This is a genomic window from Bogoriella caseilytica, from assembly GCF_003752405.1.
Classification (GTDB): domain Bacteria; phylum Actinomycetota; class Actinomycetes; order Actinomycetales; family Actinomycetaceae; genus Allobogoriella; species Allobogoriella caseilytica.
This window is the reverse complement of record NZ_RKHK01000001.1, coordinates 946,361-971,420: the sequence shown is the minus strand read 5'-3', so window position 1 is coordinate 971,420 and position 25,060 is coordinate 946,361. Positions and strand designations below refer to the sequence as shown.

The window sequence follows — 25,060 nt, the reverse complement described above, 5'->3', positions numbered from 1 at the left end:
CTCCCCGTCCCACGACCGTCCCAGAGTGGGCGGTGCGGTCAGCGGCCGCCCACGCCCCCGCCGCCGACGCCGCCTCCGGAGAAGCCACCCCCACTGGAGAAAGCCGAGCCTCCAGAGCCTCCCGGGGTGGAGGTCAAGGTGGATCCGGCGGAGTCGGAGAAGCTCGACATGCTCGTGGCCAGAACCGCCAGGGGTAACGTGCCGCCGGTCTGGCGAGCGACGTACCAGGAGGTGTCGGGTTCGTACCGGCCTTCGGCCTGGAGTCGCTCGAAGATGCCGGCCCACCGTTCGGCGAGACCGAAGACCATGGCGTAGGGCAGGTAGCGGGAGAAGACGTCGATGCCCTCCTCGAAGCGGATCTGCTCCGCTTCCGCGGTCTCGAGGTAGAGCTTGAAGCCGCGCGCCTGCTCGTACAGGGCACGCCCCACCGGCGTTCGCGGACTCGCCGTGACCGTGACGAGGAGGTGGATCACCAGCCACAGCCCCAGGAGAGCCGCCGTCGCGATAGCCAAGGCGACCGCCGAGGGCGGGATCACCGGTGCAGCCAGGTTGACGGCGGCGAGCAACAGCAGCAGGGCGATGGCCGGCGCGAACAGCTTGGCGGCCGAGGCCAGACCGCTCTCGCGCGCACTGACATGGGCGGCGCCGGACAGGAGCCCCCGGTCGGTGACGAGGGAGCTCACCCGCTCGTTGAAGGCCAGCGCCTCCTCCGCGAACTCCTCGTCCAGGCTGGACAGGGCCACCGTGCCCTCCGCGCGGCGGGCCGGGCCCTCGCCGGTGGGCTCCTCGTCCGTGGTGACCGTGGTGAAGAGGGCGTGCAGCAGGTGCTCCTCGTGCGCCTTGAGTGCCGCGGCGTCCTGCCCTGGCGGCGTGGCCCGGGTCAAGGTCCAGTCGCTCGCGCGACCTCGGCTGTCCGCCTCCGCCTCGGAGATGACCAGGTGACCCCGGGTGGCGAGATCGGTGAGCGTGGCTGAGAGCTGCTCGCTGCGTTCACCCTTGTGCCAGAGATAGCTGACCTCCGCCGGGCTCAGACCATCCGGTGGCGTGAAGGCCACCGTGGGCGGGAGCTCGCGGCTGAGGCGCTCGGAGGGGTGTTGGTCCTGCTGACCGGCCGGGGGGATGACACCCGGGGTAAGGCCGGAGAACTGGTAGTCCCGGTGGAGGTGGCGACGGCTCCACACGCCGGCGGCCATGGCAGCGAGGACGGCGATCAACGTCAGCGGCCAGAAGGTCACCAGCGCGGAGACCACCGGATCGGTCACGCGGGCCACGGACTGCTGCGTGGCGGTGAGTTCGCGATCCCCGCCCAGGCTCGCGATCACCCTGTCCTGCAGGATCGGGCCTGGGTCGGTGAAGGTGCCCGGCGGGTAGGCGAGCGCGACGGTGAGCCCGGCGCCGGGCTCGAGTGGACCGTCGGCGAAGGTGACGGTGGCACCGGCCTCATCGTGTGTGGAGCATTCCTGCTCGGAGCCGATGGGGCCGCTGAAGCACGCGGCGGAGGTGACTTCCTCGGGCCCGGTGACGGAGACGCTGACCTCCTCCATGGTCACGAGCGTCTCGTGACCGGTGGCGTTCCAGTAGAGCTCGTCCTGATCGGACACGTCCTGGTCACGGATGGCGTTCACGGCGCCGTCGATCGTGTAGCTGAGCACGTAGGTCTGCACGCCGCTGCGCGTCTCCTCTGACCCGTCGGGGGCACCGATGACCAGTTCGAGGTACTCGTCGTCGCGTTCGACCCACCACTGTGCCGGCGCCTGTGAGGGTGAGGAGACGGTGATCTCCTCGATGTCGAGCACGCGCACCATCGAGGGCTCGGGCTCCCAGTCCATCCGCTGCAGGATGTTGCGGTAGAAGCCCAGCCCATCCCGGTCACCGAAGTCCCATGCGTAGGTCTCGGTGATGTGCAGCGATCCGGTGGGGTCGAGCTCGGCCTCGATCTCCAGGGAGCGCACCACATCGTCGTTGACGTCGGCAGCAGCCGGTGCCGCCAGGAGCACTCCCGCGGAGAGGCCGACCACGGCCGCCAGAAGGGGCGCAGCTGTGCTCCAAGTCTTCACGCCCTGCACGGTACCGCGCCGCTCACCGCTGCAGGGAGGTGAAGCTCGACCAGCCGAGGCAGGTCACCGGAGATCGTGGCGTACACGCACGCAGGGAGGCCCCGCCCTCGGGCGGGACCTCCCTGTATGCGCGGTGGTCTGTCAGACCCGGGACTTGCGGCCGAAGGCACCCACGTAGATCGAGATGAACAGGACGGCAAGCAGGATGCCGACGATCCACATCACGAGGGTGGAGCCGTCGAAGAGCTGCTCAGCGATCCACCCGCCGGCCAGCGCCCCCAGTGCTCCGAGGACGATCGTCCAGATGATGCCGATGGGCTGAGAGCCCTTCATGAATAGGCGTGCGAGCGCTCCGAAGATGGCGCCCAGGATGACGAGTCCGATGAACGTTCCCACGGTGGTCCTTCCGTCGATGGTGAGATCTCAAGCGCGCTTGCGCTCAGTGCTCCGCAGCGTGGCATGGGCTGGGTGCGCGCGCATCCGGTACCACCCGGAGCGTGCCGATCAGCCGAGATGCGTGTGGCCCGTCAGTCGGCTAGGCGCGCCGGGTGGCGCGGAACCTCAGCGAGAAGGGATCCAGCGAGGGCGGGATGCGCTGCGCGGGGAACTCCCGGCCGCTGAAGTCGTGACCGGAGACCAGCCGGCTCAGCACCAGGGAGGAGACCATCAGCACCACGTTGCGTCCCGGGCACATCCCCGGCCCGCCCGAGAAGGGCACCAGGGGCCAATCGGCGTCGGTGCGCTCGCGCATCCACAACTCCGGGGCGAAGGAGTCGGCCTCGGCGAGGTGGTCCGGATCGCGATGGAAGAAGGGCGCGAAGATCACCAGGGATGACTGCGGCGGCAGGGTGCCCGAGGCCCACTCGGTCTCCGTGGTGGTCTCGCGGAGCACCAGGGGCGTGGTGGAGAACAACCGCAGCGACTCCAGGATGACCGCGCGCGAGTAGGGCAGGTCCGGCCGGCCCTGATCGGCCCCGGCCAGTTCCTCGCGTAGCTGCGTCACGACCTCCGGGCTGTTCGAGACCAGGGCGAGAGCACGCATGGTCGCCCAGGCGGCGGCGTCGAAGGCGAAGAGCCATTGCGGCACCTGCTGGTGCCTCTCCACCCCCGGCTCCGCCGGAACCGTGGCCACCATCTGCGCCAGGCTCCCTGGCTCGGCACGCTCGACGTAGTCCTGGATCGAGGCGAGCACCCTGGCGCGCAGCTTCTTGCGTGTGGGCTTCAGATAGCTCGTGTTGGCGTCCTGGCGCAGGCGAAGCAGCCCGTCGGTGGTGGCGGTGTCGTCCCGGGCAGAGGCGCCCAGGGTGATCTGGCGGACCATGCGCCACCAGGCGATCGCGAAGGGCCGCCAGCTCAGCCCGCCGGCGAAGTCCACGTGCCCCAGGAGCGCCTCGGTCTCGGCCTCGATCGCCGCGCTCATGGTGGCGGCATGGTCGTGCACGGGCTGGCGTGTCTGCAGTGCCGCTTCGTTCAACGGCCGCCGCTTGAGGCGCTCTTCGGGGGTGGAGATCAGCACTCCCTCGGGCTGGAAGTGCTCGAGCGCGCCGCGCTTCTCCTTGGTGTCCGGCCGGAACGGCTCGGGCGTGTTGTTCAGGATGTGGTGGACGTCGTCCGGGTCGAGGACGAGTGCCAGGCGGCGTCCCGGGGTGATCTGCACCGGCCCGGGCCCGTACTTGCTCCGTAAGCGGCGCATCTCGTCGATGGCGCCGGCGTCGAGGTTGAGCCGGTCCACCATGCGCATCATCGTCGGGCGCCGGGCGATCGCGCCCCCGGCAGCCATGGGGAGCAGGATCTTGGCGATGGCGCGTGTGGCATCGGTGGCGGCAATGGCCGGCATATCGGTCATCGGTGCGTCCTCACATCCCTCGTTCGGGTTCGGGTGTGGCTCTCCACCAGTAGACGGGACCGTGACGCACGCCGCATCTGGGGCGGCACAGTGGCCGCCGACCAGCCGCGTGGGCGAGGTGGCCGACCGGCCCGTGGACACGCCCGGGGCGAGGCGTCCCACAGGTTACGATTTGGCAAAGTGGTGAAGGAGTGGAGCTGATGTGAGCAGAGCTGCGGTACGGCTCGTCGACGTTGCCGAGCAAGCCGGCGTCTCGTTGGCCACCGCGTCGCGCGTGTTGAACTCCTCGCGCCCGTACGGAGTGCGCGCCGATTTGCGCGCCCGGGTGCTCGAGGCGGCGGAGCAACTCGGTTACGAGCCCAACCATCACGCCCGGGCACTCGCCGGCTCGGCCTCCATGACCATCGGCCTGGTGGTCCACGACGTGCGCGACGCCTACTTCGCCCTGGTGGCCGGGGCGGTGGTCAGTGCGGCCGAGGAGCACGGTCTCTTTGTCACAATCGTGAACACCTATCGCGACCCGGAACAGGAGACCAAGTACCTGCGTCTGCTCCGCGCCCAGCGCCCGCGCGCCATCATCGTGGCGGGCTCCGGGTTCCGCGGCGAGGCCGCTGAACCGATCCTTGCTGAGTTGAAGCAGTTCGAGGCTTCCGGCGGGGTGGTGGTCGCACTGGGCACCCAGCACGCCGGGCACAGTATTGATGTGGGGAACCACGACGGGGCGCGGAGGCTTGCGCACTCGTTGTGCGATTTGGGCCACCGTGAGTTTGCGGTGGTGACCGGGTCGGCTGCGATGAACACCGTGGCGGACCGCGTCGAGGGATTCCGCCAGGGGCTCTCCGAACGTGGCGTTGAACTGGGCGAATCCGCGGTGCATTACGGCGAGCCCACCCGAGAGACCGGCCGGCAGGCTGCCGAGCGGTTCGCGGCGGCGCGTGCGGCGGGAGCGCAGGTGCCTACCTGTGTCTTCGGTACCTTCGATCTGATCGCAGCCGGGTTGGTGGGTGGGCTGACCCAGGCAGGGATCGTGGTTCCGGATCAGGTCTCGGTGGCGGGCTTCGGTGACGTACCGCCGGCGGCGGACATGACCCCGGCGCTGACGACCGTGCGTCTGCCATTGGAGGACATCGGGCGACGCGCTGTGGAACTGGCTCTGCTCACCGAGGGCGACCGTCAGCTCGTGACAGTCGAGCCCGAGGTCCTGCTCCGCCAGAGCACCGCTGCACCGCGGGAGCGCTGAGCGTTCCCGCGGTGCAGCGAGTCAGACCCCCGACATCACGTTGCGGATGGCTTGCCGGTACTCGCTGGACTGTGCCTCGTTCAGATCGCCTCGCACGTCGAACTCCTTGGCCACGTGCCCCGGGGCGCGGAAGACGGCCACGCGGTCGCCCACGGTGACGGCTTCCTCGATGGAGTGGGTGATGAAGACACCGGTCTTCCCCTCCTCCTTCACGATGGAGGCGAACTCGCTGCGGAGGCGATCCGCCGTGAGTTCGTCGAGCGCGGAGAAGGACTCGTCGCAGAGGATGATGTCCGGGTTCAGGGCGAAGCAACGGGCGATGCCCACACGCTGGCGCATGCCGCCGGAAAGTTCGTAGGGGTAAGCCTTCTCGCGGCCTTCCAGCCCCATGCGGGCCAGCCATTCGCGGGCCCGCTCGAGACGTTCGGCCTTGGGTACGCCCAGGTACTCCAGGCCGAGCGCGGCGTTCTGCTCGGCGGTGCGCCACGGAAGCAACCGGCCGTCCTGGAAGACCACGGCGATGCGTCCCTTGAGGGCCTCGAAGTCCTTGTGCGGGTCCATGCCCTGCACGGAGACCGTGCCGGACGTGGCGTCGTAGAGACCGAGGAGCATGTTGAAGGCGGTCGACTTCCCGCAACCGGTCTGCCCGACGATCGCCAGCATCTCGCCGCGCGCCACCGTGAGATTGAGGCCCTGCACGGCACGCACCTTCTCACCCTGGCGGGTGATGAAGGTCTTGGACACGTTCTCGAAGATGATCGAGGGCTCGGATGCTGAGCGGGTCACCGGCGTCTCCTGGTAGTCGTGCAGGGTGCTCATCGCGAGCTCCCGCCGCCGAAGGTGGTGGGCGAGGTGCGGTCTGGCGTGCCGGCATCCGAACCGGCCGGGCCACCCACGGGCTGGAGCGGCTGGTCCGGCTGGTCCGCGTCGGTGGCGGTGGCCGTGTTCGCACCGGGGCGGTAGCGCAGCAGGTGCCGTTCCACGCGCTCGATCAGCCACTGGATGATGAGCACGAAGATCACCAGCGAGGCCGTCCACGCGAGGATGCCGTCCATGCGCAGGAGCGCCTGCTCGCTGCGCATCTGGATGCCGACTCCGATGGTGGTTCCGGCGTACTCGGCGATGATCACCACGCGCGTTCCCAGGCCGAGGTTCACGCGCCAGGCGGTGAGCAGGCCGGGAGTGATGGCAGGCAGGGTCAGCGTGCGGAACATGTCGAGCCGGGAGCGGCGCGGCCGCAATGACTTCGCCATATCGCGCAACTCCTGCGGGATGGCCTGATAGGAGTCGCGCGTCTGGAAGACGAAGCCGGGCAGGGTCACCATCAACATGAGGAACCAGATGCGCACCTCCGCCTCGGTGAACCACGTAGCGGCGATGAGCACCCAGGCCAGAGAAGGGATGCCCTGGATAATCTGCAGGTAGGGCATAAGGATATTGGTCAGCCGCTTGGACTGTGCCATCAACAAGCCGCCGACCACCCCGACGACGAAGGCCGAGACCAGGCCGAGCATGACCCGGCCAATCGTCACAAGCCAGTTCCACCGCTGGTCAGCATCGGTGAAGACTTCGATGACGCGGGCGATGGCGACATCCAGCTGCGGCAGGACGAAGGGCGGGGTGACGTGGGCGAGGATCACCCACAGCACGGCACCGACGGCCAGAGCGGCCACAGTCTCCCAGGCGGGTAGCCGCTTCGCGGAACGCGCCAGCCGGCGCTGCCAGATGCTCTCGGCCCTCGTCGTCGAGGGGTTGGCGTTCATGGGTTGAGGCTCTCTCAGTTCTCTGGGATCAGGGTCAGCGAGGGGGCGGTGTCGAAGTAGTCGATGTCGACCCCGGCGTCGAAGACGGCCTGGATGCCCTCTTCGATCTCGCTGGCTGGGCGCACGTTCAGCCCGAGGCGGTCGTTGTCCGCGATGAGGCCGGTCAAGGCCTCGACATTGTCGCTGCCCATAGCCTCGGCAATGATCTCCGCCGCTGCCTCCGGGTTGGCCAGGGTCCACTCCGCGGCGTCCTCGTAGACGCGCTGCAGGGCTTCGGCCTCGTCCGCGTGATCATCGAGCCACGCACGGTGCACGGCCACGCCGAGGAAGGGGATGTCCGAGGTGCCGAATTCCTCTTCCCACAACTCGAAGGGCAGCGGGATGTCGGTGACATTGTCCAGCTCCTGCGACATGAGGTTCGCGTAGGCCGGCTCCCAGAGCTGAACGGCGTCCGTCCGGCCGGTCTGCGCCTGGCTGCCTAGAGCGCCGGTGTCGTGCACCTCGACCCCGACGTTGTCCATGTTCACTCCGGCTGCCTGGGCGAACCACAGGAACATCGCGTAGTTGGTGGAGCTCGTCGCACCGGAGAGGGTGTGGCCTTCGAGGTCGGTGATGTCGGTGATCTCGTCGGTGGTGGAGACCAGGCCGCCCCAATAGTCGTGCACGTTGAAGAGGTAGACCACGTCCACGCCCTGGTCGAGGCGGCGAGCTTCGGACATCAGCGAGCCGGAGGCACCGATCTGGTACTGGCCGACCGTGAATTCCTGGTTGTAGACGTCCGGCGGTCGCTCCACGAAGGTGATGTCCAGGCCGTGCTCTTCATCAAAGCCTTCGGCCATGATCACCGAGGGCAGGAAGGCGCCCAGGGACGGGTGCTGGAAGCCGACGATCTCGAGCTCGGTGAGCTCCTCCGGTGCGGCGCCGTCGTCACCCTCGTCGGTGTCGGTGTCGGTGTCGGTGTCGGTGTCGGTGTCGGTCGTGTCCGGGGTGTCGTCCCCGTCGGTGGTGCCGCCGTCGTCGTTGCAGGCTGCGAGAGTGAGGGCGAGAGCAGAGGCCGCCGCGGCAGCCATGAACTTCTGGTGACGCATCATTGCGTTCTCCCAAAGGGGTGAGTTGGGCGTTCGGTAAGCGCTTACTAAGAGTGCACCCGGGTCCGGAGGGAAGTCAAGGAGGGGCGAGTGCTTCCGCCGACCGTGCCACTTACTCGCTATGGCGCTACTGGTGGGTGCCCGTGAGTGGCGTGCTCACGAGTTCGTGGCGCGTTCGCGAGAGTGCCAGCCAGAAGCCCTTACGCCGCCCGGGCGGAGCGGGCCCGGCCTCCGGCGGTGGCCGCCGCCAGGACGTACAGCGCGACCAGTGCCGCCCACGCCCAGGTGTAACTGCCAAGAGCGTCGACGATCGCGCCGACGCTCACCGGCCCCATCGCGAAGCCGAGGTACATCCCGAGGGCCACCAGGCCTGAGGCGCGACCGACGGCCTCCGGGCCGACGACCCGCAGCACGTCGACCATCACCACGACGTTCGCGGAGATGCCCGTGGCACCGAGCAGGATCGCCCCGGCCCAGACCAGACCGGGATGGATGTGCTGGGCGAGGAGGATCAACGACATCGAGACAGCGCCGCCGAGGGAGACGATCACCAGTGCCGTCGTGCCGCTCAGGCGCGAGGAGAGCGCACCCCAGCCGATGCGGGCGATCACTCCGACGGTGCCCACCACGGCGGCGAGCAGACCCGCAGTGCCCAGTGGGAGACCGAGTTGCTGATAGCCGTAGAGCGGGAGGTAGAAGTTCACGCCCTGCAGCGCGGCGCCGGTGAGGAAGAGGAAGGCGGTCAGCCACCACACCGGGGCGGGCACGTGGGTCCCGGCCGACTTCGGGAGGCGCGCGGCCGGAGCTTCATGCGGGACGTAGCGCGCCACCAGTAGCACGCCGATGAGCAGGCAGCCGCCCGCGATGACGGCGAAGGCTCCGCGCCATCCCGCCAGGACGGCCAGGGCCGGGAGTGCGAGTCCCGCGGCGGCCTGTGACATCTGCACGCCGGATTGTTTGACCCCCATGACCATGCCGCGATGCGGCAACGGGATCCGGTGGGCCGCCAGGCGGTTGGTCACCGGGTTGGACAGGGCCGTCAGGATGCCGGAGGCGGTCACGGCCATGAGCAGGACGGCGTAGCCGGGCGCGGCGGCCGCAGCCAGGACCGCGCCGGCTGCTCCGAGGATGAGCCACCACATGATGACCCGGACGCCGGTGGTGTCCACGATGCGTCCTGCTTGACGTGAGGCGAGGGCGGCGGCGGCGAAGTTGATCGTGGCCAGCGCGCCGTACTGAGTGCTGCTCAGGCCGAGGTCGCGCACCAGCACCGGGCTGAGTGTGGAGATCGAGTAGACGATCAGGGGGCCCGCTCCCATGGCCACCGCCATGGCGGCGGCGAGCCCTGGGACAGATCGGACCGGGGGAGTGGCGCCCTCGTGTGGCCGGGCAGGCTCGTCGTCAGGCGCACGGGGCATGCCCGACAACCTAAGGCATGCCCGCACCGGGTCAGTGCGCCGGTGGGCTCGCCGGGGCGCGGCCTTCCCTCGCCGCTCGAGGTCCACTGACGAGGCGTTCGGCGAGCAAGTACAGCGCAGTCAGCACCGCGAGGAGCACGGTCACGTGCAGCAGGAAGGCGAAGGCGATGCCGGTGATGGCGCCGGCCGCCCAGAGCCGCCCCCAGGTCAAGGACAGGAGTGCCGGAATGACGATGGCGGCGCCGGCCCCGATCAGCAGATCGGTCCAGAGGTGCTGCTGCCCCAGCCAGGGCAGCAGACTGGTGACGCCCAGGAGATCCAGTGTGGACAGCGTGCCCAGCGTACCGATGGTCGCGAGCACCCCCACGAGCGGGAGGCGCCAGCCCCAGCGGCGGGAAGTCCACATGGTCGCCATGACCACGGCGGCCCACATCATCCAGGCGCGCACGCGGCCGGTTCCGAGCACGATCATGGCCTCGCGGAAGATCTGGTCGGACTCGATGCGCTCGATTCGTGGGCCGCGGTAGTGGCCTCCCACGTGTGCGTCATGCAGGAGAGCTGCCGGAGTGAAGATCCCCGCTCTCGGAACCAGCCAGGTGAAGATCTTGGGTACCGACGCCAGATCGGTGCTGAAGGTGGCGAGGTCGTCCGGGATGACCCAGGGTTCGGCGAAATCGGCGCTGCGATAGGCAAAGGGGCGGAGCATGGTGAAGTCCCGGCCGTCCACGCTCTGCAGCTCCACACGCAGAGGTCCGCCGTCGCCGATGTCGTAGAAGCTCCCCCGAGGCATGTCTCCGAGCCTACGAGGTCGAGCCCGGCTGATTGGGGAGACAAAGTGTCACCAGGCGCCACTTTGTCTCCCCGCTGAGGCGTGTCGGGGTCGTGGCGGGCGGGAGCTCCGAGTGGCTGCTCCGAGTGGCTGCTCCGAGTGGCTGGGCTCGGTGCCCGTTCGGAAAGTCAGGAGAGAGCGGCCTGGTAGGCGGCTTCGAGTTGCTCCATGACAGAACCGGCTCCCTCCGGCCGGGCGATCCCCAGGTGCAGCTCGCGCAGCTCATCCATGAAGTCCGCCCACATGGATGGCCCGCCTGCGCCCAGGATGGTCGCCCGGATGCTCAGCTCGGGAGTGGCCGGTAGATGTGCGGCCCCCCAGGCTCCCAGGGCTGCCAGTACCGGCACGAGCTGGATCGAGGCTTCGGTGAGGCTGTAGATCTGGCGCTGGCGATGGCGAGGGTCGGGCGCCTTCGACAGCAACCCGGCGGACTGCAGGCGGCGCAGGCGGTCGGTGAGGATGTTCGAGGCGATGCCTTCCTCGGAGGCGGTGAGGAGTTCGCGGAAGTGCCGGCGGTTGCCGAACATGACGTCACGGATGACGAGCAGGGACCAGGTGTCGCCGATGACCTCGAGGGAGAGATTGATCGGGCACCCTGAGCGCTGCATTGCTGCCACGTCCTTCTCCTGACTAGAAGGTGCTGCCGGAAGGGCCGCCTCCCCGTGGCTCCCTGCCGGCCAGACCAGTTGCATTCTACCTCCGGTGAGCGCTATGGTGCTGAAACCAGTTGCATAACGCAATCAGTCGATGGGTTGATGCGGACGGCTCGTCCGTCTTACCGTGACGTCCCTCAGGAGTTCCGATGTCTCACTCTCCCGTGCTGTGGCACGTGACCATGTCGCTCGATGGGTACATTGCCGCACCCGGTGATGACATGAGCTGGGTCTTCGACTTCGTCGACGCGTCGGATCCGGGTGGTGACGGCGTGGGGGAGCGGACGGGCGCCGTGGTCGCCGGACGACGGAGCTTCGAGGTGGGCAGCCGCGATGGCCGCGATGTACTCGACGGCGCGTGGTCCGGCCCGCAGTTCCTGCTCACCCATCGGCCAGTCGAGGTCCCGGAGACCATCGCGGTCCGCTCCGGCGACGTGCGCCCGGTGATTGCCGAGGCGCGTCGCGCCGCTGCGGGGCACGGCGTGCTCCTCATCGGTGCCGACGTCGCCCGGCAGTGCCTGGAGGCAGGCCTGATCGACGAGATCGTCGTGCACATCGCACCGGTCCTGCTCGGTGACGGCGTGCGATTCCGCGGCGCCACCGGCCGCCACAACCTCCACCTCACCGACGTCAGCCGTCACGGCGACCTCATCACCCTGCACTACCGCACGGAAGGACGATGATGACTGAAGCGACCCACCTCCTCATCCACCGCTACCGCCCCGGTACGGGGCCGCAGCCGGGCAGTGCCGAGCACGAGGAGGAGATGCGGCAGTGGGCGGCGGTCGATGCCGAGCTCCGGAGCTCCGGCGTTCTGGTCGGCGGATACGCCATCGCGGATCGCGGCGTCCTGGTCGGGGCGGCCGTGGGCCCCGATGGCGAGCGAGCCTGGGCTCCGGGCGAGGAGATCCTCTTTGCCGTCCATGCCATCGCCGTCGAGAGTGACGAGGCGGCCGTGGCGCTCGCGCGGAACATGCCGACCGCCGAGTACGGCAGCATCGAGGTGCGCCCGGCGATGGACGGATGACTCTGCCGAGCGACGTCCGGCGAGTTCTTGAGCAGCCGGTGATTGCGGCGCTGGCCACGGTCATGCCGGACGGCGCGCCCCACAGTGTGCCGCTCTGGGTCGGCCTCGAAGGTGAGTACCTGGCATTCCTGACGGCCCCGGGATCGCAGAAAGCCGTCAACATCGCCGCTGAACCGCGGGTGGCGATCTCTGCGACCGACCCCCGCGATGCCGCAACGATGGTCATGGTGCGCGGCACGGTTGTCGAGAGGGTGGACGGTGCGGCGGGTTGGGCCGTGATCGATCGGATTGCCCAGAAGTACCTGGGCGGCCCGTATCCCCTGCGCACCGATCGGGTCGCCTTTCTCGTGCGGCCCGATCGTGCGATGCGTGCGAGCTACTGAGGCTCCGTCCCAGTCTCTGCGGTTCCACCGGGGTCGTCGCCGGGTTCGCGGCGCAACGGGAAGACGTCGATGTGGGCCCGGACGCGCCGCCGGCCGTCGGTCTCGCCCGCTGCCCGTTTGTCGCGGGCCGCATCGATGTGGCGTTCGGCCACCGCAGTCAGCTCTTCGGACATCGCGGCCATCTCCTCGACGGTCAAGTGGGCCGAGAGCATGCTCATGCGAGTGGCCTGGGCCCAGGCGACGGGCTCGTCGCTGATCCGCTCGAGGAGGTCCTGCAGGCCCAGTGCGCGGTTCGCGATCGACTGGTGCGCCATGATCTGGAACGACGGGTCGCGTGCCAGTGAGGGCACGGACTCCGGCGTGGTGCTGAACCCGACCATCTTCCACCAGCGCTCGCGGCCGGTGCCTCGGCCCTCGATCTCGGTGATGACGCCGTGTCTGGCGAGCTGTCGCAGGTGGTAGGACGTCTGCCCGGTGGACTCACCCAGCTCCTTGGCGAGGGTGGTGGACGTCGCCTCCTCGTGGTCGGTGAGGTAGCGGATGATCTCCTGGCGCAACGGGTGTGTCAGCGCTTTCAAGCTCTGCGCATCGAGGGTGGGCGCGAGCGGCTCCGATCGCCGCCGACGTGCTGTATCGGATGGGCTCGCCCCAGGGGGCGGTGCGTCCGAGGGGGCGGGGGTGACGTCACCGGTCATGTCAGGGCCACTCTCCCGAGCAAGGTTTCCAGAGCATTCTTTGCAGAGTGTACCCAACCCCCTTGCCAAGACTGATCTGCAAAGCTATCTTTGCAACATGCATACAGAGATTGCTTTGCAACTAGTTCTTGGTAGCGATCGCGGCGTCGCCGCGTCGACGGAGGGAGTCGCGGCATGGGAAAGCAGGAACAGCGGCCGCCGCACGGTGGCTCACGGTCCGGAGCGCACGGGGGTGCGGCGCTCGATGTGGCGGCGGGCGCCGGTGGTGGCAGCATGAGCGCGGACGCGCAGAGACTCCCCGGTCCCGCTGAGCCGGAGATCGCCACGACCTCCGCTACGGCCGGGAAGGTCGACGACGGCGGGCCGCTGGGGCGCCCGTTCCGGGTCTCGCTCAGCTCCTTCGCCTTCACCGCGGCGGCGATGGGCGTCTTCATCGCGGGGGTGCCGCTGATTGCGGCCTCGCTGACCGACTCCCCGCAGGAGATCTCCTGGATCCGCACGGCCATGGCGCTCCCCGCACTCCTCTTCGGTGTGGTGATCGGATTGATCGTGGATCGCACGGATCGGCGCCGCGCCCGTCTCGTGGCGCTGGTCGCGCGGTCGGTGCTGCTGTTCGGCGGCGCGGTGCTGGCCCTGGTGGGAGGGTTGAGCATCTGGGTGCTCGTGCTCTTCGCCTTCGCCTTCGGCACCATCTCTGAACTCTCCACCACCGCGGCGCGGACCATCACCCCGCAGCTGGTCCGCCGCGAGCACCTGGCGCGGGCGAACAGCCGTGAGGAAGCCGTCGGGCTGGCCTTCGCCGAGTTCGTGGGGGCGCCGATTGCTGCGGCGCTGGTGCTGCTCGGTTCGGTCTGGCTGCTGGGTGTGCCTGCCGCGCTGACCCTCGCGGGGGCGCTCGTGCTGTGGCTGGGCTTGCGCGGCCGTGACTTCCGGGTGCCGCCCTCGGAGGAGGTCGGCACGGAATCACGGTGGGCCACGCTGACTTCCGGCTTCCGCTTCGTGCTCACCCACCGTGCGCTGCGGCCCGTGATCATCATGGCGATGATTGCGAACTTCGCTTCCAGTGCCTACCTGGCTGTCTTCGTGCTCTGGATGGTGGGGCCGGAGTCGCCGGTCGGCGTGACGGCGGCGCAATTCCCCTTCTTTCTCACGGCGCAGGCCGTGGGTGCAGTTGCGGGAGCGCTGTCGGTGGGCAGGCTGAAGCAGGTCATCTCCGAGGTGCCCTTGGCCTACCTGGGCTGGGGTTCACTGTCGGTCGCGGTCGTGGCGCAAGTGCTCTGGCCCACGTGGTACGTGATGGCCATGAGTCTGGCCTTCCTCGCCTTCGGCAACATGGTCGGCAACATCACCTTCATGACGATCCTCCAGCGGCTCACCCCTCAGCGTGTGCTGGGCCGGGTGATGGGTGCGCTGAGCACGCTCGGGTCCGGGCTCGCGCCGGCCGGCGCGCTGGTCGGCGGAGTGGTCGCCGAGGCCTGGGGGCTCTCCGTGCTCTATCTCGGTGTCGCCGCCGCGGTGGCCCTGGCCGTGCTGTACCCGACGCTCACGGTCAGCCAGCGGCTGGTCGATGAGTACGAGGCGGTCACCGGGGAATGAGAGCGCGGGCCTGGCCGCTCCGAGGGGGCGGGCCGGTACTGCCGACACGGGTGATCCGGGGCGTCAGGTTATAGTAGAGAGAAGTCTCTATTATTGTGGTGTAGTCCGGGAGGGGCCCATGTTCTCCAGCGAGGCACAAGAGCGCGCCGGCCGTCTGCCGTGGGTGTGGGGCGCGCCCGTGGCGGCCGAGGCGCTCGCCGTCACCGAGCCCATGGGTGGCCGTGAGGTGCGCCGGGCAACACGTGCGGTGGTCACCGGTGCCGAGCCCTCGGCGCTGTTTCTCTGGTTGTGTCAGTTGCGGCGCGCCCCCTACAGCTATGACTGGATCGACAACTTCGGGCGGCGCAGTCCCCGCCAGGCGGACCCGGAGATGCAGGATCTGGCGATCGGCCAGGAGTTCATGACGATCTTCACGCTCACGGCGTACGAGCCGGGCTGGGCGTTGACTCTGCGGATGAACCCGGGCTGGCCCCGGCGGGTCTTCGGTGACCTTGCCGTGACGTACCGGATCACGCAGGTGGGCAGATCCCTCTCTCAGCTCAATGTGGTGCTGTGGTTGCCGCTGAGCGGGCATGGGTTCGGCCGCCTGCGAAGGTATCTGCTGGCCTGGGGCGACGTGCTGATGATGCGCAAACAACTCCATGTCCTCCGCCGGCTCGCCGAACACGAACCATTCGCGGGTGCTCCTCTCGCGCACCACAAGCGGCGTGACAGCTGAGATGGGACGGACGGCCAAGTACACCGACCAGGACATTCTCGATGCGGCGCTGGGCCTCACAGCGGAGGGTGGGGTCCAGGCGGCCACCGTGGTCGCCATCGCGAAGCGCATCGGCGCACCGTCAGGGTCGATCTACCACCGGTTCGCCTCTCGCGACCTGATCCTCGCCACCCTGTGGATCCGGACCGTCAGGCGCTTCCAGGGCGGGTTTCTCGAGGCGCTCGCCCTTGAGGAGCCAGTCGATGCCGCCCGCCGAGCGGTGTCCCACACCCTGCAGTGGAGCGCGAGCCACCACAGCGAGGCCCAGGTCCTGACCATGTACCGGCGTGAGGATCTCCTCGAACTGTGGCCTGAGGAGCTCGGACCCGAACTCGCCTCGCTCAACGACGAGGTCAGGAGGGCCATGGTGAGGTTCACTGCCGCACAGTTTGCCGTGGTCAATGCCGAAACGCTCGGGAGAGCGCGGTTCGCACTGATCGAGATTCCCACGGTGGCCGTTCGCCAGATGATGGGCAATGGGCCACTCTTGCCGTGGCTGGAGCGCACGGTGACCGACGCTGCGATGGCGGTACTGCGCAGCACGCCGTGATATAGATGAGACGTCCACACGGGGGCCCTGAGAAGGGCTGAGATCGAGCTGAGGCTCGGGACCGTTGAACCTGATCCGGTTGATACCGGCGTAGGAAGTGAGGAGCACAGCTATGTCTGCGTTCGTGCCTCAGGAATCCCGCCTCGAAGAGTCCGCGCCTGCGGACACCGAACAGCATCCCGCCCACCGTCTGGGGTGGGTGGAGGATCCCGATCACGGCGTGCGTGTGCCGGTGACGGAGGTTCACCTCGAGGAGTCTCCCGGTGGCCAGCCCAACGCGCCGGTGCGGGTGTATCGGACGATGGGTCCCGGCAGCGTGCCGGAGGAAGGATTGGCCCCCGCTCGGGCCGAGTGGATCGCGGCCCGGGATGACACCGAGACCTATCAGGCCCGGGGGCGCCAGCTCCTGGACGACGGCCGGGCGGCGGTCCGCCGTGGCGCGCCCTCCCAGCTGTGGCAGGGACGCCGTCCCGAACCTCGGCGCGCCAAGCCGGGAGCGCGGGTCACGCAGATGCACTACGCGCGCCGCGGGGAGATCACCCCGGAGATGCGCTACGTCGCCCTGCGCGAGCAGTGCGACCTGGAACTGGTCCGTAGCGAGGTGGCAGCCGGGCGGGCGATCATCCCCGCCAATGTGAACCATCCGGAGTCCGAACCGATGATCATCGGCAAGGCCTTCCTGGTGAAGATCAATGCGAACATCGGGAACTCTGCGGTCACGAGTTCCATTGCCGATGAGGTCTCCAAGCTGCACTGGGCAGCGAAGTGGGGCGCGGACACGCTGATGGACCTGTCCACCGGCAATGACATCCACACCACCCGTGAGTGGATCATTCGCAACGCTCCGATTCCCATCGGCACCGTGCCGATCTACCAGGCGCTGGAGAAGGTCGATGGTGACGCCAACGCGCTGACCTGGGAGATCTACCGGGACACGGTGATCGAACAGTGCGAGCAGGGGGTGGACTATATGACGGTCCACGCCGGGGTGCTGCTCCGATACGTGCCACTGACCGCGGAGCGCGTCACTGGGATCGTCTCGCGCGGCGGGTCGATCATGGCCGGCTGGTGCCTGGCTCACCACCAGGAGAACTTCCTCTACACCCATTTCGACGAACTCTGCGAGATCTTCGCGGCCTACGACGTCGCATTCTCCCTCGGGGACGGGCTGCGGCCCGGTTCGATCGCCGACGCCAACGACGCAGCCCAGTTCGCCGAACTCGACACCCTGGCCGAGCTCACCAGACGCGCGTGGGCGCATGACGTCCAGGTGATGGTCGAAGGCCCCGGGCACATCCCCCTGCACAAGATCCGAGAGAACGTCGAACGACAGCAGGAACTCTGTGACGGCGCGCCGTTCTACACCCTGGGCCCCCTGGTGACCGACATCGCTCCCGGTTATGACCACATCACCTCCGCGATCGGCGCGACGGAGATCGCCCGCTACGGCACGGCCATGCTCTGCTATGTCACGCCCAAGGAACACCTGGGGCTGCCGAACCGCGATGACGTCAAGACCGGGGTGATCACCTACAAGATCGCCGCCCACGCCGCGGACATCGCCAAGGGGCACCCGGGCGCCTCTGCTCGCGACGACGCCTTGTCCAAGGCCCGCTTCGAGTTCCGTTGGCGCGATCAGTTCTCCCTCGGCCTCGACCCGGTCACCGCCCAGGAGTTCCACGACGAAACCCTGCCGGCCGAGCCGGCCAAGACCGCTCACTTCTGCTCGATGTGCGGGCCGAAGTTCTGCTCGATGCGCATCTCCCAGGACATCCGCGACACCTACGGCAGCGCCGAGGCGCAGGCTGCGATCGCCGGTATGCAACGCAAGAGCGAGGAGTTCCTCGCCTCCGGCGGGAAGGTCTACCTCCCGGAGCCGACGGTGGGACCGTCGCAGGCGTGAGGCGCCCGCGCTGCGAACGGCGACGTTCCCGCACCGGTCGGCAATCCTTTTCGGCTGCCCGCCCGTAATGTCTCAGTGGTGGTCTTGATGGGAGCGGATGCAGCAGACGATGCTGCGCTTCTGGCTGCCTTCGCCGTGGGGGATGAGTCCACCTCGGCAGCCTTCGTGCGCCGCTTCCAGGGCAAGGTCTACGGGCTGGCCCTGTCGATCATCCGTGACACGGCCATTGCGGAGGACATCAGCCAGGAAGTCTTCGTCCGTGCCTGGCGGGCGGCGCAGAACTACGACCCGCGGCGCGGCACGGTGCTCACCTGGTTGCTGACCATCACCCGCAATGCCGCCATTGACGTCATGCGGGCCCGGCGCCTCATCCCGGCCGAGGACGAGATCCTGGACCATCTCCTCCACGCCACTGTCGACGGCAGCACGACCACGGAGGACCTCGCCGTCCACCGGGTCGAGGTCCAGTCCGCACTGCGGTACCTGCAGGGGATCTCGCGGGAGCAGGCGCGCGCCGTCGTCCTCGCCACGATGGGTGGGTGCACCGCGGCGGAGATCAGCCGCCGCGAAGGGATTCCTCTGGGCACCGCGAAGACGCGGATCCGTGATGGCCTGCGCCGGATCCGCCAGCATCTGGAGACTGCACATGACTGAGAACCTGCATCCCGACGAGGACCGTCTGCTCGACGTCGTCCTTGGTCGCGCCTCGGCTCAGGACAGCAGCCAGATCATCCGACACCTGGGGGCCTGCGGGCCGTGCCGCACGGCCTACGATGAGCTGTCCGCAGCCCTGGAGAGCCTCCTCCCGGCCGTCCCCGAAGCCACCGCCCCCGTGGGATTCGAGTCCCGCGTGCTCGCACGCTTGCACCCACCGTCAGCGTCCCCCGCCGTCAGCGCGCCGCCCCGGCGTCGCCATGCTGTGCTGGCGGCCGCGGCCGTGTGGGTGCTCGGCGTGGTGGCGGGCGGTGTCGGCATGTATGCCTACGGGCTGGGCGACGCTGAGGAGGCGACGCAGCCGTCTGCCCAGGCAGAGCGCTCGGCAGATCTGGTCACCACGGAAGGGGACACCGTCGGCTGGGCAGCGGCCGGGTACGACGCCGAGGGGCCTGTGCTGATCCTCGCGGTGGATGATGCCTCCGCCGGCACGACCTTTGCCTGCCGCGGAGTCTTCGAGGACCAGAGCACCGAGATCCTCGCCGAATGGACGGTCTACGCCGACGAACCCAACTTCTGGATACTCGACGATGCTGAGCGAGCCTTGACGGCACTGGAACTCGTCGATGACGCCGGGCGCGTCTGGGCGGTGGCGAGTTGGTGACCATCATGCTGCCGCGGCAATCTCTTTCGGCACCTCGCCCGTAGTACCTCACATGACGCCCGCTTCGTTGTTGCTTGCCGCCCGGATCGCTGCGATCCTCACCCTGGCCTTCGTGGGGGTGCTCTTCGTCTCGGCAGGCCTGCTCGTCCAAGAAGCTCGCGGCCTGGATGTGCACGGCATCGGAGCGATCGCGATCCACGTGTCCTCCGGGCTGCTCGCCGCGCTCCTCACAGTGCGTGCCTGGCGCACGGGTTCAGGGCGTACCGCGGCCGGGGTGGCGATCGTCCTGTTCGGGGCGACCTTCGCGCAAGCGGCGCTGGGGGACTATCTGACGCTGGCGCTGCATGTGGTCGGGGCACTGGTCGTGACCGTGCTCGCCACAGGGCTTGCCGTGTGGGCCTTCACTTCACCGAACAGGACGGCGGCCGCCACGCAGTGAGCGTGGCGCCCAGCGGCCTTTGATCCGATCAACCATTCCATCGAAGGAGAACCTGATGACCCGCACCCAAACGCGTATGCGCCGACTGCTGACCGCCCCGCTCATGGCGGCCGCGCTGGTGGTTGCCGCCGGATGCTCCGACGACGCCGGTTCGAGCCCGGAGTCCGACGAGGACACCGGCGCCGAGCAGGAGGACGGCGCCGGCGACCTGGACGAAACCGGCGACGAGGACGGCGCCGACGACCAGGAAGAGAGCGGCGACGAGGGCGCGATCACGCTCGCGGAGGTCGAGGAGAATGACTCTCCTGACTCGTGCTGGGCCGTCATCGACGGCACGGTCTATGACCTGACCGACTGGATCGGCCGGCATCCCGGGGGAGCTGACCGCATCGAGCAGCTCTGCGGTACGGATGCCACCGAGCTGTTCACCCAGCAACACGGCGGGAGTCAAGGGCCCGAGGGGCAGCTGGAGAACTTCGAGATCGGCACGCTGGAGGGGTGAGGAAGCCTGGCCGGCGTGCTTCGCCTGCGCAGTGACTACTCCTGGACAGTCGTCCCGCAGGTGACCTCCTCGCCCGGAGCTGGTGACTCTTGCTCGTCGACGACTTCGCCGTCGACGAGCACCGTGCAACTGAGGACCGCCCCGGGTATGGCTGCTGCCGTGATGGAGACCGAGTCGCCAGATTGGGCGAGTGTCTCGTAGCTCACGGGAAGAGCGGCGGCTCGGGGTACGGTTTCGCCAACAGTCTCCTGGTCGCCCAGGCCCCACTCCCGCCCGAGGTATTCCACCCGGACCGGCTCGTCATCGACGTCGCCGGCCACGTCGACCTCATAGGTGATCGGCAGCGCCTCCTCGAAGAGGCTGCATGCGCTGAGCGCGCCCACGGCGGTCAAGCAGGCTGCTGCACCCAGGAGGCGGCGAGCGTTGCTGCCGGCTGGGGTGGAGGGTGGTGTGCTGATCGTCGGGCTGGGCATCGGTCAATCCTCATCAGTCGCTGGACGGAGTCACTGTGGGTTTCCACGCGGCTGGTGCGCTCGCGCCCCCACAGCTCCAGGCTGGCAGCGCGAGCGTCTCGGCACATCGACCGCCAGGAGGATCTCGCCCTACGCCGCAGGCATGACACCACTCACGAGACTGGCCGTCTCCTCCCAGAGCACCTTCGCTCCGCCGGCATCCCGGGCGGCGGCGGAGGCCCGGCCGATGACCGGGAAACCTTTGATGCCCCCGAGGCCATCCGGGCCGACGTAGGACCCGCCGGGCACGTCCTGGGTCGCCGCAAACAGCGTCGGTAGCGCGCCGTGCTCGACGTCGTTGAGCAGCGGGCCGAGGGAGTTGACGCGCCCGAAGATGGATGGATCGTGGGCGACGAGCGCGGTGCGGGCGATGCCGGGATGGGCCGTGATCGATCGGACCCCGCTGCCCGCGTTGCTCAGCCTTCGCTGCAGTTCGTTGGCGAACAGGACGACGGCGAGCTTCGAGTCGGCATAGGCAGCAGCGGGGCTGTACCGGTGCGTGGCGTAGTTCAGGTCATCGATCCGCAGGCGGCTGGTGCGGTGCAGTTGTGAGGAGAGTGAGACGACGCGGTCGGTGAGGTGCGGCAGGAGGGCCTGGGTGAGTGCGAAGGTGCCGAAGTAGTTGGTGGCCATCTGCAGTTCGAAGCCGTCTTCGGTGTACTGCAACGGCATCAAGCTGATGCCCGCATTGTTGATGAGGACGTCCACCGGTCCGGTCCAGTCCTGTGCGAACCTGCGGACTGATGCCAGGCGGGAGAGATCGAGCTGGCGCACCTCGATCACGCCACGGGTCTGACCGATGCCGTGCACGACGCGGGATGCCTTGGCTTCATCGCGAACCGCCATCACCACCCGGGCTCCGGCCCGCGCGAGTTCGCGGGTGGTCACTTCACCGAGCCCGGCCGTGGCGCCGGTGACGATGAAGGTGCTGCCGGTCAGGTCGGGAAGTTCTGCTGCTGTCCACTTCTGGCGCATGACGTGCCTTTCTCTCAAGGGTGCGGAATGCCCAGAGTCGCCGGTGTCTCTCCAGTCCTCCAGGCCGCGTTCATCAGTGACCTGACAGGTCCTGTTTCCGGAAAGGGCGAGCGGGGAGAATGGCCGGTATGGACCGATCTGCGCTGGCGAGCTTCCTGCGGGTGCGCCGCGAAGCGCTGCGCCCGAACGACGTCGGGCTGAGCCCGGGCATTCGCCGCCGCGTTGCGGGCCTACGCCGGGAGGAAGTCGCTCACCTGGCGTCGATGTCGGTGGATTACTACAGCCGTCTCGAACGAGGACAGGGCGCCCAGCCGAGTCAGCAGATGCTCACGGTACTGGCTCGCGTGCTGCACCTCTCCCTCGATGAGCGCGACTACCTGTACCGTCTGGCCGGGCATCATGCGCCGGACCGGGCATCGGGCGATGCACATGTGGCGCCACGACTGCAGCGCATCCTGAATCGGCTGGCGGACACTCCCGCGCTCGTGCTCTCGGACCTCGCGGAGACCCTCAGCCAGAACCACCTTGCCGCCGCGCTCTTCGGGGACGTGGCGGGGCTCCGCGGGCTGGAGCGTAGCGGGGTGGCCCGATGGTTCCTCCAGTCCGAGCACGAGCGACGTGTCTATCGGGAGCAGGACCGCAACCGCCAGGGGCGCGCTCTGGTGGCCGCACTGCGCGCGACCGTCGGCCGCCGCGGCCCGGCCTCGCCCGCTGCCGAGCTCGCCGAGGAACTGCGCCGGCGAAGTGAGGAGTTCTCCCGGTTGTGGGATCTACAGGAAGTCGGTACCCGCTACGAGGACCACAAGGTGCTCGTCCACCCCGAACTCGGCCCGATCGAGCTCGATTGCCAAGCGCTGTCGACCGAGGACCAGTCGCAGACTCTCCTGGTGTTCACCGCTGCACCGCGCAGCGCTGCCGAGGAACAGCTCGCGCTGCTTTCCGTGCTCGGCAGGGCCCGGTTCGCGGCGGCACCGGGCGACGATGGTGGGTTCATGGCTCGCTGAGGCTTCCGGTGAAGCGCTGGGCCAACAGGGCCAGCGCCCGACGCTGTGCCTCGGTGTACGTCTCGGCGCCGTACTCGTCGAGAAGCTCGGCGGCTCTGCCCAACTCGATGACCTGTCCCTGGGGCGTGAGCGCGGTGAGCACGTCCGCCAATGCGGTCGCGAAGTCCCCGACCAGATCCGCGATCTGTTCATCGCTACTGTTCTCGCCCAGAGCGTCGAAGCGCCGGGAGAAGTCTGCGGCGGCGCGGACCACATCCGGTCGGCGGCTGAGCTGCTCGTAGAGCGCTGACAGGTAGGCCTTCCCTGACTCACCGGAGAAACGACTGAGCAGCACTGCCTGGTCGCGGTCCATCTGGGCCACGCGCTGGGGATATCCCGCCACCGCGAAGAGCCCGAAGAAGGGGGCCAGCTCCGTCGGCATGTCGGGGGATGCTCCATGACGGCGCAACTGGGCGATCAGCTCGCGCTGCTGGGCGAGGCCCTCGATCTGCCGGTCGAGTTCCCGGTCGAGCTCATCCAGGAGCTGCGCTGCACTCTCGCCATCGCCATCGCCATCGCCCAGGAGGGCGGGCATCTGACCCAAGGTCACCCCCAGCCCGGAGAGCTGTCTGATGCGCAGGACCTGGACGAGGTCGCGGATGCTGTACTCGCGGTACCCGTTGGAGGCACGCGGGGGTTCAATCAGCACGCCGACCTGGTGGTAGTGCCGCAGCGTGCGCACGGTGATCCCCGCGAGGCGGGCGAGCTCCGCACTGCGCATCTCAAGCCTCCTGGAGCTCCTCGGGCGGGGATTTCTCCAGCGTACGGAACGCCGACGCGAAGAGACCGTAGATCACGAAGAGCACCCAGATGCTGACGATGATCAATGCCGCAGCCCCCAGGCTGAGGAACTCCACCATCACCGCAGCCCCGGCAATGCCCGCCGGCGCCGCTGCAGGGACCAGGGCGTTCTGAGTTCCCAGGATCCTTCCGCGCATCTCGTCGGGGATGCGCTCGATGTTCAGTACCGAGATCAGCGCTCCGAACAGGGCGTTGAAGAAACCCAGGACGAAGGCTCCCACGAAGACCACCCAGATCTCCGCCAAGCTGGCCACGACCATCAGACCCACGGCGCTGCCACAGATGCCGAGAACGAACCAGACACGGCGCCGGCCTCGCGCCCCGGTCACGGTGTAGGTCAGGCCACCCAGCAGGGAACCGGCTGCCAGGGAGGTGAGCACGAAGCCGAGCAGCTCCGGCGAGCCCTCCGTGGTGAAGTAGACGGGCAGGATCAGGCCCTGCAGTGACGCGACGGTCACCAGCGCTGCGATCATCAGGAGCGTCACACCGACCAGGAAGCGGCTCGTCAGCAGCGCCTTCCACCCGTCCTTGAGCTGGGACCATCCGGTACCCGCCAGCTTGGGCATCTCACCGTCTGCGGCAGCGGATCGGCCGACCACCGCTGGAAGCATCAGCATCATGACCGCCGCGACCAGGGACGTCGCGGCGGTGATCCACAGGACCGTGGTTCCGTCGAAGAATCCCATCAAGGTGCCCGCCGCGGCAGGTCCGAGCAGCAGAGCGATCGTCGTCATGGTCTCCCGCAGGCCCATCAGTCGCTCAGCGGAGATCCCCCCGTGGCGGACGATCGCCGGCAGCAGGGTCTCCCGGGCGGTCACACCTGGCCCGTCGCCGAGAGCGGACAAGGCGCCGAAGAGCATGAACCAGCCGAGGTTCAACCCGGTGATGAGGTCGATGATCGGCAGCGCGGCGATCGCCGCCGCAGAGATCAGGTCCGACATGACGGCGGCCGTACGGCGGTTGATCCGATCCAGGACCACCCCCATGAACAGGCCGGCCAACAGGCCCGGGATAGCGGTGGCGGCCGCCACCGCACCGGTGCCCAGGACACTGCCGGTGGTGGTCAGCACGATGAGCGGCAGGGCGATCGCGGCGATGGATTGCCCCAGGACCGCCAGGGTGATGGAAGAGAGATAGAAGACGACGACTCGGCGCATGCCCTCTATTCAGAACTATGACGTCGCGTCGGGGTCAAGCGGTCAGTGTGTGACGGGCGGGAAGGGCCCAGCGGTGCCCCCGCTAGGGGTGCTCTCACTCGGTCGAAACAGCCGGAGACGCCTGGGCGTTGGCGCTCAAATACGACGTCAGCGATGCGTCGATCGACTCGAAGCGCGCCGCGCGGGATCGAACATCGTCACGAAGAACTGCGATTCGCTCGAGGAGCTCCGGGCATGCCGCCTCGGCCTTCTCTCCCACCGTGCATGGCAGCACATCCTTCACCAATGCGGTCGGCAGGCCGATATCGAGCAGCGACCGGATCGTCTGGACCATGGCCACCGCATTGGCCCCGTACTCCCGGTAGCCATTCGACTGGCGCTCCGACGACAGCAGTCCCTGCTGCTCGTAGTAGCGCAACGACCGAGGGCTCGCTCCCGTTCGCGCACTCAGTTCACCGATACGCATGGCGTCCCCACTCCTTGACCTTGACACTGATGTCAAACAATA

General features: G+C 68.4%; 28 protein-coding genes and 1 riboswitch. Of the genes, 13 read left to right on the top strand and 15 right to left on the bottom strand.

All coding sequences use genetic code 11. The annotated features are described in order from the left end of the window. Positions 1-38: 38 nt before the first annotated feature. The 3 genes from EDD31_RS04375 to EDD31_RS04365 all read right to left on the bottom strand — a co-directional run bounded on the left by EDD31_RS04375 (position 39) and on the right by EDD31_RS04365 (position 3,903). Entirely contained in the window at positions 39-2,057 is a 2,019-nt protein-coding gene (locus EDD31_RS04375) for a DUF2207 domain-containing protein (protein WP_170163184.1), read from the bottom strand. 141 nt (positions 2,058-2,198) lie between these two features. Next, positions 2,199-2,453, bottom strand: coding sequence for a GlsB/YeaQ/YmgE family stress response membrane protein (locus EDD31_RS04370; protein WP_123303078.1), 255 nt, complete (start codon positions 2,451-2,453; stop codon positions 2,199-2,201). Between the two features lie 139 nt (positions 2,454-2,592). Next, a complete protein-coding gene (locus tag EDD31_RS04365) occupies positions 2,593-3,903 on the bottom strand; it encodes a cytochrome P450 (protein ID WP_123303077.1) in 1,311 nt (436 codons plus the stop codon). A 202-nt stretch (positions 3,904-4,105) separates the two neighbouring features. Between EDD31_RS04365 and EDD31_RS04360 the strand changes: the two genes are divergently transcribed. Next, positions 4,106-5,143 carry a LacI family DNA-binding transcriptional regulator gene (locus EDD31_RS04360; protein WP_123303076.1) on the top strand — a complete coding sequence of 346 codons (1,038 nt, stop codon included), beginning with the start codon at positions 4,106-4,108 and terminating at the stop codon, positions 5,141-5,143. A 21-nt stretch (positions 5,144-5,164) separates the two neighbouring features. Here EDD31_RS04360 and EDD31_RS04355 read toward each other — a convergent pair whose 3' ends face one another. From EDD31_RS04355 to EDD31_RS04330, 6 genes are all read right to left on the bottom strand, one after another. Beyond that, positions 5,165-5,962, bottom strand: coding sequence for an ABC transporter ATP-binding protein (locus tag EDD31_RS04355; protein WP_123303075.1), 798 nt, complete (start codon positions 5,960-5,962; stop codon positions 5,165-5,167). After that, a complete protein-coding gene (locus tag EDD31_RS04350) occupies positions 5,959-6,906 on the bottom strand; it encodes an ABC transporter permease (RefSeq protein WP_123303074.1) in 948 nt (315 codons plus the stop codon). The genes EDD31_RS04355 and EDD31_RS04350 overlap by 4 nt, the downstream gene beginning before the upstream one ends. A gap of 14 nt (positions 6,907-6,920) precedes the next feature. After that, positions 6,921-7,994 (bottom strand): ABC transporter substrate-binding protein, encoded by a 1,074-nt coding sequence (locus tag EDD31_RS04345; RefSeq protein WP_170163183.1) that lies wholly within the window; start codon positions 7,992-7,994, stop codon positions 6,921-6,923. 200 nt (positions 7,995-8,194) lie between these two features. Next, positions 8,195-9,412, bottom strand: a complete 1,218-nt coding sequence (locus EDD31_RS04340; RefSeq protein ID WP_123303072.1) for an MFS transporter — start codon at positions 9,410-9,412, stop codon at positions 8,195-8,197. Positions 9,413-9,443: 31 nt separating this feature from the next. Continuing rightward, positions 9,444-10,202: a DUF1353 domain-containing protein gene (locus tag EDD31_RS04335; protein WP_123303071.1), complete on the bottom strand. Its 759-nt coding sequence runs from the start codon at positions 10,200-10,202 to the stop codon at positions 9,444-9,446. Positions 10,203-10,369: 167 nt separating this feature from the next. Beyond that, a complete protein-coding gene (locus EDD31_RS04330) occupies positions 10,370-10,849 on the bottom strand; it encodes a winged helix-turn-helix transcriptional regulator (RefSeq protein WP_211336165.1) in 480 nt (159 codons plus the stop codon). Between the two features lie 194 nt (positions 10,850-11,043). Between EDD31_RS04330 and EDD31_RS04325 the strand changes: the two genes are divergently transcribed. Genes EDD31_RS04325 through EDD31_RS04315 form a run of 3 tightly spaced genes read left to right on the top strand, consistent with a single transcriptional unit; the run spans position 11,044 to position 12,304 of the window. Beyond that, positions 11,044-11,577, top strand: coding sequence for a dihydrofolate reductase family protein (locus tag EDD31_RS04325; protein ID WP_123303069.1), 534 nt, complete (start codon positions 11,044-11,046; stop codon positions 11,575-11,577). Next, positions 11,577-11,921, top strand: a complete 345-nt coding sequence (locus EDD31_RS04320) for a YciI family protein (protein WP_170163182.1) — start codon at positions 11,577-11,579, stop codon at positions 11,919-11,921. Before EDD31_RS04325 ends, EDD31_RS04320 begins: the two co-directional genes overlap by 1 nt. Beyond that, the gene (locus EDD31_RS04315) at positions 11,918-12,304 is read left to right on the top strand and encodes a pyridoxamine 5'-phosphate oxidase family protein (protein WP_123303067.1); all 387 of its coding nucleotides are present in this window, start codon (positions 11,918-11,920) and stop codon (positions 12,302-12,304) included. The genes EDD31_RS04320 and EDD31_RS04315 overlap by 4 nt, the downstream gene beginning before the upstream one ends. Here the strand turns inward: EDD31_RS04315 and EDD31_RS04310 are convergent. Beyond that, positions 12,298-12,882, bottom strand: a complete 585-nt coding sequence (locus EDD31_RS04310; protein ID WP_170163181.1) for a winged helix-turn-helix domain-containing protein — start codon at positions 12,880-12,882, stop codon at positions 12,298-12,300. The two genes, EDD31_RS04315 and EDD31_RS04310, sit on opposite strands and share 7 nt — an antisense overlap. Positions 12,883-13,173: 291 nt before the next feature. Here EDD31_RS04310 and EDD31_RS04305 point away from each other — a divergent pair, with 291 nt between their 5' ends. The 8 genes from EDD31_RS04305 to EDD31_RS04270 all read left to right on the top strand — a co-directional run bounded on the left by EDD31_RS04305 (position 13,174) and on the right by EDD31_RS04270 (position 20,064). Beyond that, positions 13,174-14,595: an MFS transporter gene (locus EDD31_RS04305; RefSeq protein WP_123303065.1), complete on the top strand. Its 1,422-nt coding sequence runs from the start codon at positions 13,174-13,176 to the stop codon at positions 14,593-14,595. A gap of 118 nt (positions 14,596-14,713) precedes the next feature. Then, entirely contained in the window at positions 14,714-15,313 is a 600-nt protein-coding gene (locus tag EDD31_RS04300) for a hypothetical protein (RefSeq protein ID WP_123303064.1), read from the top strand. Then, complete coding sequence (locus tag EDD31_RS04295) at positions 15,303-15,902, top strand: TetR/AcrR family transcriptional regulator (protein WP_170163180.1); 600 nt, start codon at positions 15,303-15,305, stop codon at positions 15,900-15,902. The genes EDD31_RS04300 and EDD31_RS04295 overlap by 11 nt, the downstream gene beginning before the upstream one ends. Before the next feature lie 8 nt (positions 15,903-15,910). After that, positions 15,911-16,016, top strand: a riboswitch (TPP riboswitch). Then, positions 16,015-17,805 (top strand): phosphomethylpyrimidine synthase ThiC, encoded by a 1,791-nt coding sequence (gene thiC, locus EDD31_RS04290; protein WP_123303062.1) that lies wholly within the window; start codon positions 16,015-16,017, stop codon positions 17,803-17,805. Its footprint overlaps the riboswitch before it by 2 nt. An 87-nt stretch (positions 17,806-17,892) precedes the next feature. After that, entirely contained in the window at positions 17,893-18,459 is a 567-nt protein-coding gene (locus tag EDD31_RS04285) for an RNA polymerase sigma factor (protein WP_123303061.1), read from the top strand. Further along, on the top strand, positions 18,452-19,123 hold the full coding sequence (locus EDD31_RS04280) for a hypothetical protein (RefSeq protein WP_123303060.1): 672 nt from the start codon (positions 18,452-18,454) through the stop codon (positions 19,121-19,123). Before EDD31_RS04285 ends, EDD31_RS04280 begins: the two co-directional genes overlap by 8 nt. A gap of 52 nt (positions 19,124-19,175) precedes the next feature. After that, the gene (locus EDD31_RS04275; protein ID WP_123303059.1) at positions 19,176-19,562 is read left to right on the top strand and encodes a hypothetical protein; all 387 of its coding nucleotides are present in this window, start codon (positions 19,176-19,178) and stop codon (positions 19,560-19,562) included. A 55-nt stretch (positions 19,563-19,617) separates the two neighbouring features. Beyond that, entirely contained in the window at positions 19,618-20,064 is a 447-nt protein-coding gene (locus EDD31_RS04270) for a cytochrome b5 domain-containing protein (protein WP_170163179.1), read from the top strand. Positions 20,065-20,099: 35 nt separating this feature from the next. On the opposite strand, the gene EDD31_RS04265 is transcribed toward EDD31_RS04270, so the two are convergent. Both EDD31_RS04265 and EDD31_RS04260 read right to left on the bottom strand, forming a co-directional pair. Continuing rightward, the gene (locus tag EDD31_RS04265; RefSeq protein WP_123303058.1) at positions 20,100-20,537 is read right to left on the bottom strand and encodes a hypothetical protein; all 438 of its coding nucleotides are present in this window, start codon (positions 20,535-20,537) and stop codon (positions 20,100-20,102) included. Between the two features lie 129 nt (positions 20,538-20,666). Beyond that, complete coding sequence (locus tag EDD31_RS04260) at positions 20,667-21,551, bottom strand: SDR family NAD(P)-dependent oxidoreductase (protein WP_123303057.1); 885 nt, start codon at positions 21,549-21,551, stop codon at positions 20,667-20,669. Positions 21,552-21,679: 128 nt separating this feature from the next. Here EDD31_RS04260 and EDD31_RS04255 point away from each other — a divergent pair, with 128 nt between their 5' ends. After that, entirely contained in the window at positions 21,680-22,555 is an 876-nt protein-coding gene (locus EDD31_RS04255) for a helix-turn-helix domain-containing protein (protein WP_123303056.1), read from the top strand. Here EDD31_RS04255 and EDD31_RS04250 read toward each other — a convergent pair. The 3 genes from EDD31_RS04250 to EDD31_RS04240 all read right to left on the bottom strand — a co-directional run bounded on the left by EDD31_RS04250 (position 22,542) and on the right by EDD31_RS04240 (position 25,018). Then, on the bottom strand, positions 22,542-23,315 hold the full coding sequence (locus EDD31_RS04250) for a MerR family transcriptional regulator (RefSeq protein WP_123303055.1): 774 nt from the start codon (positions 23,313-23,315) through the stop codon (positions 22,542-22,544). The two genes, EDD31_RS04255 and EDD31_RS04250, sit on opposite strands and share 14 nt — an antisense overlap. A 1-nt stretch (position 23,316) precedes the next feature. Continuing rightward, on the bottom strand, positions 23,317-24,552 hold the full coding sequence (locus tag EDD31_RS04245) for an MFS transporter (protein WP_123303054.1): 1,236 nt from the start codon (positions 24,550-24,552) through the stop codon (positions 23,317-23,319). A gap of 94 nt (positions 24,553-24,646) precedes the next feature. Next, positions 24,647-25,018, bottom strand: a complete 372-nt coding sequence (locus EDD31_RS04240; protein ID WP_123303053.1) for a MerR family transcriptional regulator — start codon at positions 25,016-25,018, stop codon at positions 24,647-24,649. Positions 25,019-25,060 lie beyond the last annotated feature (42 nt).

Bases quoted from the DNA above. Each gene is read 5' to 3' on its own strand.
- EDD31_RS04320 (WP_170163182.1), top strand. From the start codon at position 11,577: ATGACTGAAGCGACCCACCTCCTCATCCACCGCTACCGCCCCGGTACG.
- EDD31_RS04350 (WP_123303074.1), bottom strand. From the start codon at position 6,906: ATGAACGCCAACCCCTCGACGACGAGGGCCGAGAGCATCTGGCAGCGC.
- EDD31_RS04260 (WP_123303057.1), bottom strand. From the start codon at position 21,551: ATGCGCCAGAAGTGGACAGCAGCAGAACTTCCCGACCTGACCGGCAGC.
- EDD31_RS04315 (WP_123303067.1), top strand. From the start codon at position 11,918: ATGACTCTGCCGAGCGACGTCCGGCGAGTTCTTGAGCAGCCGGTGATT.
- EDD31_RS04330 (WP_211336165.1), bottom strand. From the start codon at position 10,849: ATGCAGCGCTCAGGGTGCCCGATCAATCTCTCCCTCGAGGTCATCGGC.
- EDD31_RS04365 (WP_123303077.1), bottom strand. From the start codon at position 3,903: ATGACCGATATGCCGGCCATTGCCGCCACCGATGCCACACGCGCCATC.
- EDD31_RS04265 (WP_123303058.1), bottom strand. From the start codon at position 20,537: ATGCCCAGCCCGACGATCAGCACACCACCCTCCACCCCAGCCGGCAGC.
- EDD31_RS04340 (WP_123303072.1), bottom strand. From the start codon at position 9,412: ATGCCCCGTGCGCCTGACGACGAGCCTGCCCGGCCACACGAGGGCGCC.
- EDD31_RS04280 (WP_123303060.1), top strand. From the start codon at position 18,452: ATGACTGAGAACCTGCATCCCGACGAGGACCGTCTGCTCGACGTCGTC.
- EDD31_RS04325 (WP_123303069.1), top strand. From the start codon at position 11,044: ATGTCTCACTCTCCCGTGCTGTGGCACGTGACCATGTCGCTCGATGGG.
- EDD31_RS04255 (WP_123303056.1), top strand. From the start codon at position 21,680: ATGGACCGATCTGCGCTGGCGAGCTTCCTGCGGGTGCGCCGCGAAGCG.
- EDD31_RS04355 (WP_123303075.1), bottom strand. From the start codon at position 5,962: ATGAGCACCCTGCACGACTACCAGGAGACGCCGGTGACCCGCTCAGCA.
- EDD31_RS04285 (WP_123303061.1), top strand. From the start codon at position 17,893: ATGGGAGCGGATGCAGCAGACGATGCTGCGCTTCTGGCTGCCTTCGCC.
- EDD31_RS04270 (WP_170163179.1), top strand. From the start codon at position 19,618: ATGACCCGCACCCAAACGCGTATGCGCCGACTGCTGACCGCCCCGCTC.
- EDD31_RS04335 (WP_123303071.1), bottom strand. From the start codon at position 10,202: ATGCCTCGGGGGAGCTTCTACGACATCGGCGACGGCGGACCTCTGCGT.
- EDD31_RS04275 (WP_123303059.1), top strand. From the start codon at position 19,176: ATGACGCCCGCTTCGTTGTTGCTTGCCGCCCGGATCGCTGCGATCCTC.
- EDD31_RS04250 (WP_123303055.1), bottom strand. From the start codon at position 23,315: ATGCGCAGTGCGGAGCTCGCCCGCCTCGCGGGGATCACCGTGCGCACG.
- EDD31_RS04305 (WP_123303065.1), top strand. From the start codon at position 13,174: ATGGGAAAGCAGGAACAGCGGCCGCCGCACGGTGGCTCACGGTCCGGA.
- thiC (WP_123303062.1), top strand. From the start codon at position 16,015: ATGTCTGCGTTCGTGCCTCAGGAATCCCGCCTCGAAGAGTCCGCGCCT.
- EDD31_RS04245 (WP_123303054.1), bottom strand. From the start codon at position 24,552: ATGCGCCGAGTCGTCGTCTTCTATCTCTCTTCCATCACCCTGGCGGTC.
- EDD31_RS04300 (WP_123303064.1), top strand. From the start codon at position 14,714: ATGTTCTCCAGCGAGGCACAAGAGCGCGCCGGCCGTCTGCCGTGGGTG.
- EDD31_RS04345 (WP_170163183.1), bottom strand. From the start codon at position 7,994: ATGCGTCACCAGAAGTTCATGGCTGCCGCGGCGGCCTCTGCTCTCGCC.
- EDD31_RS04240 (WP_123303053.1), bottom strand. From the start codon at position 25,018: ATGCGTATCGGTGAACTGAGTGCGCGAACGGGAGCGAGCCCTCGGTCG.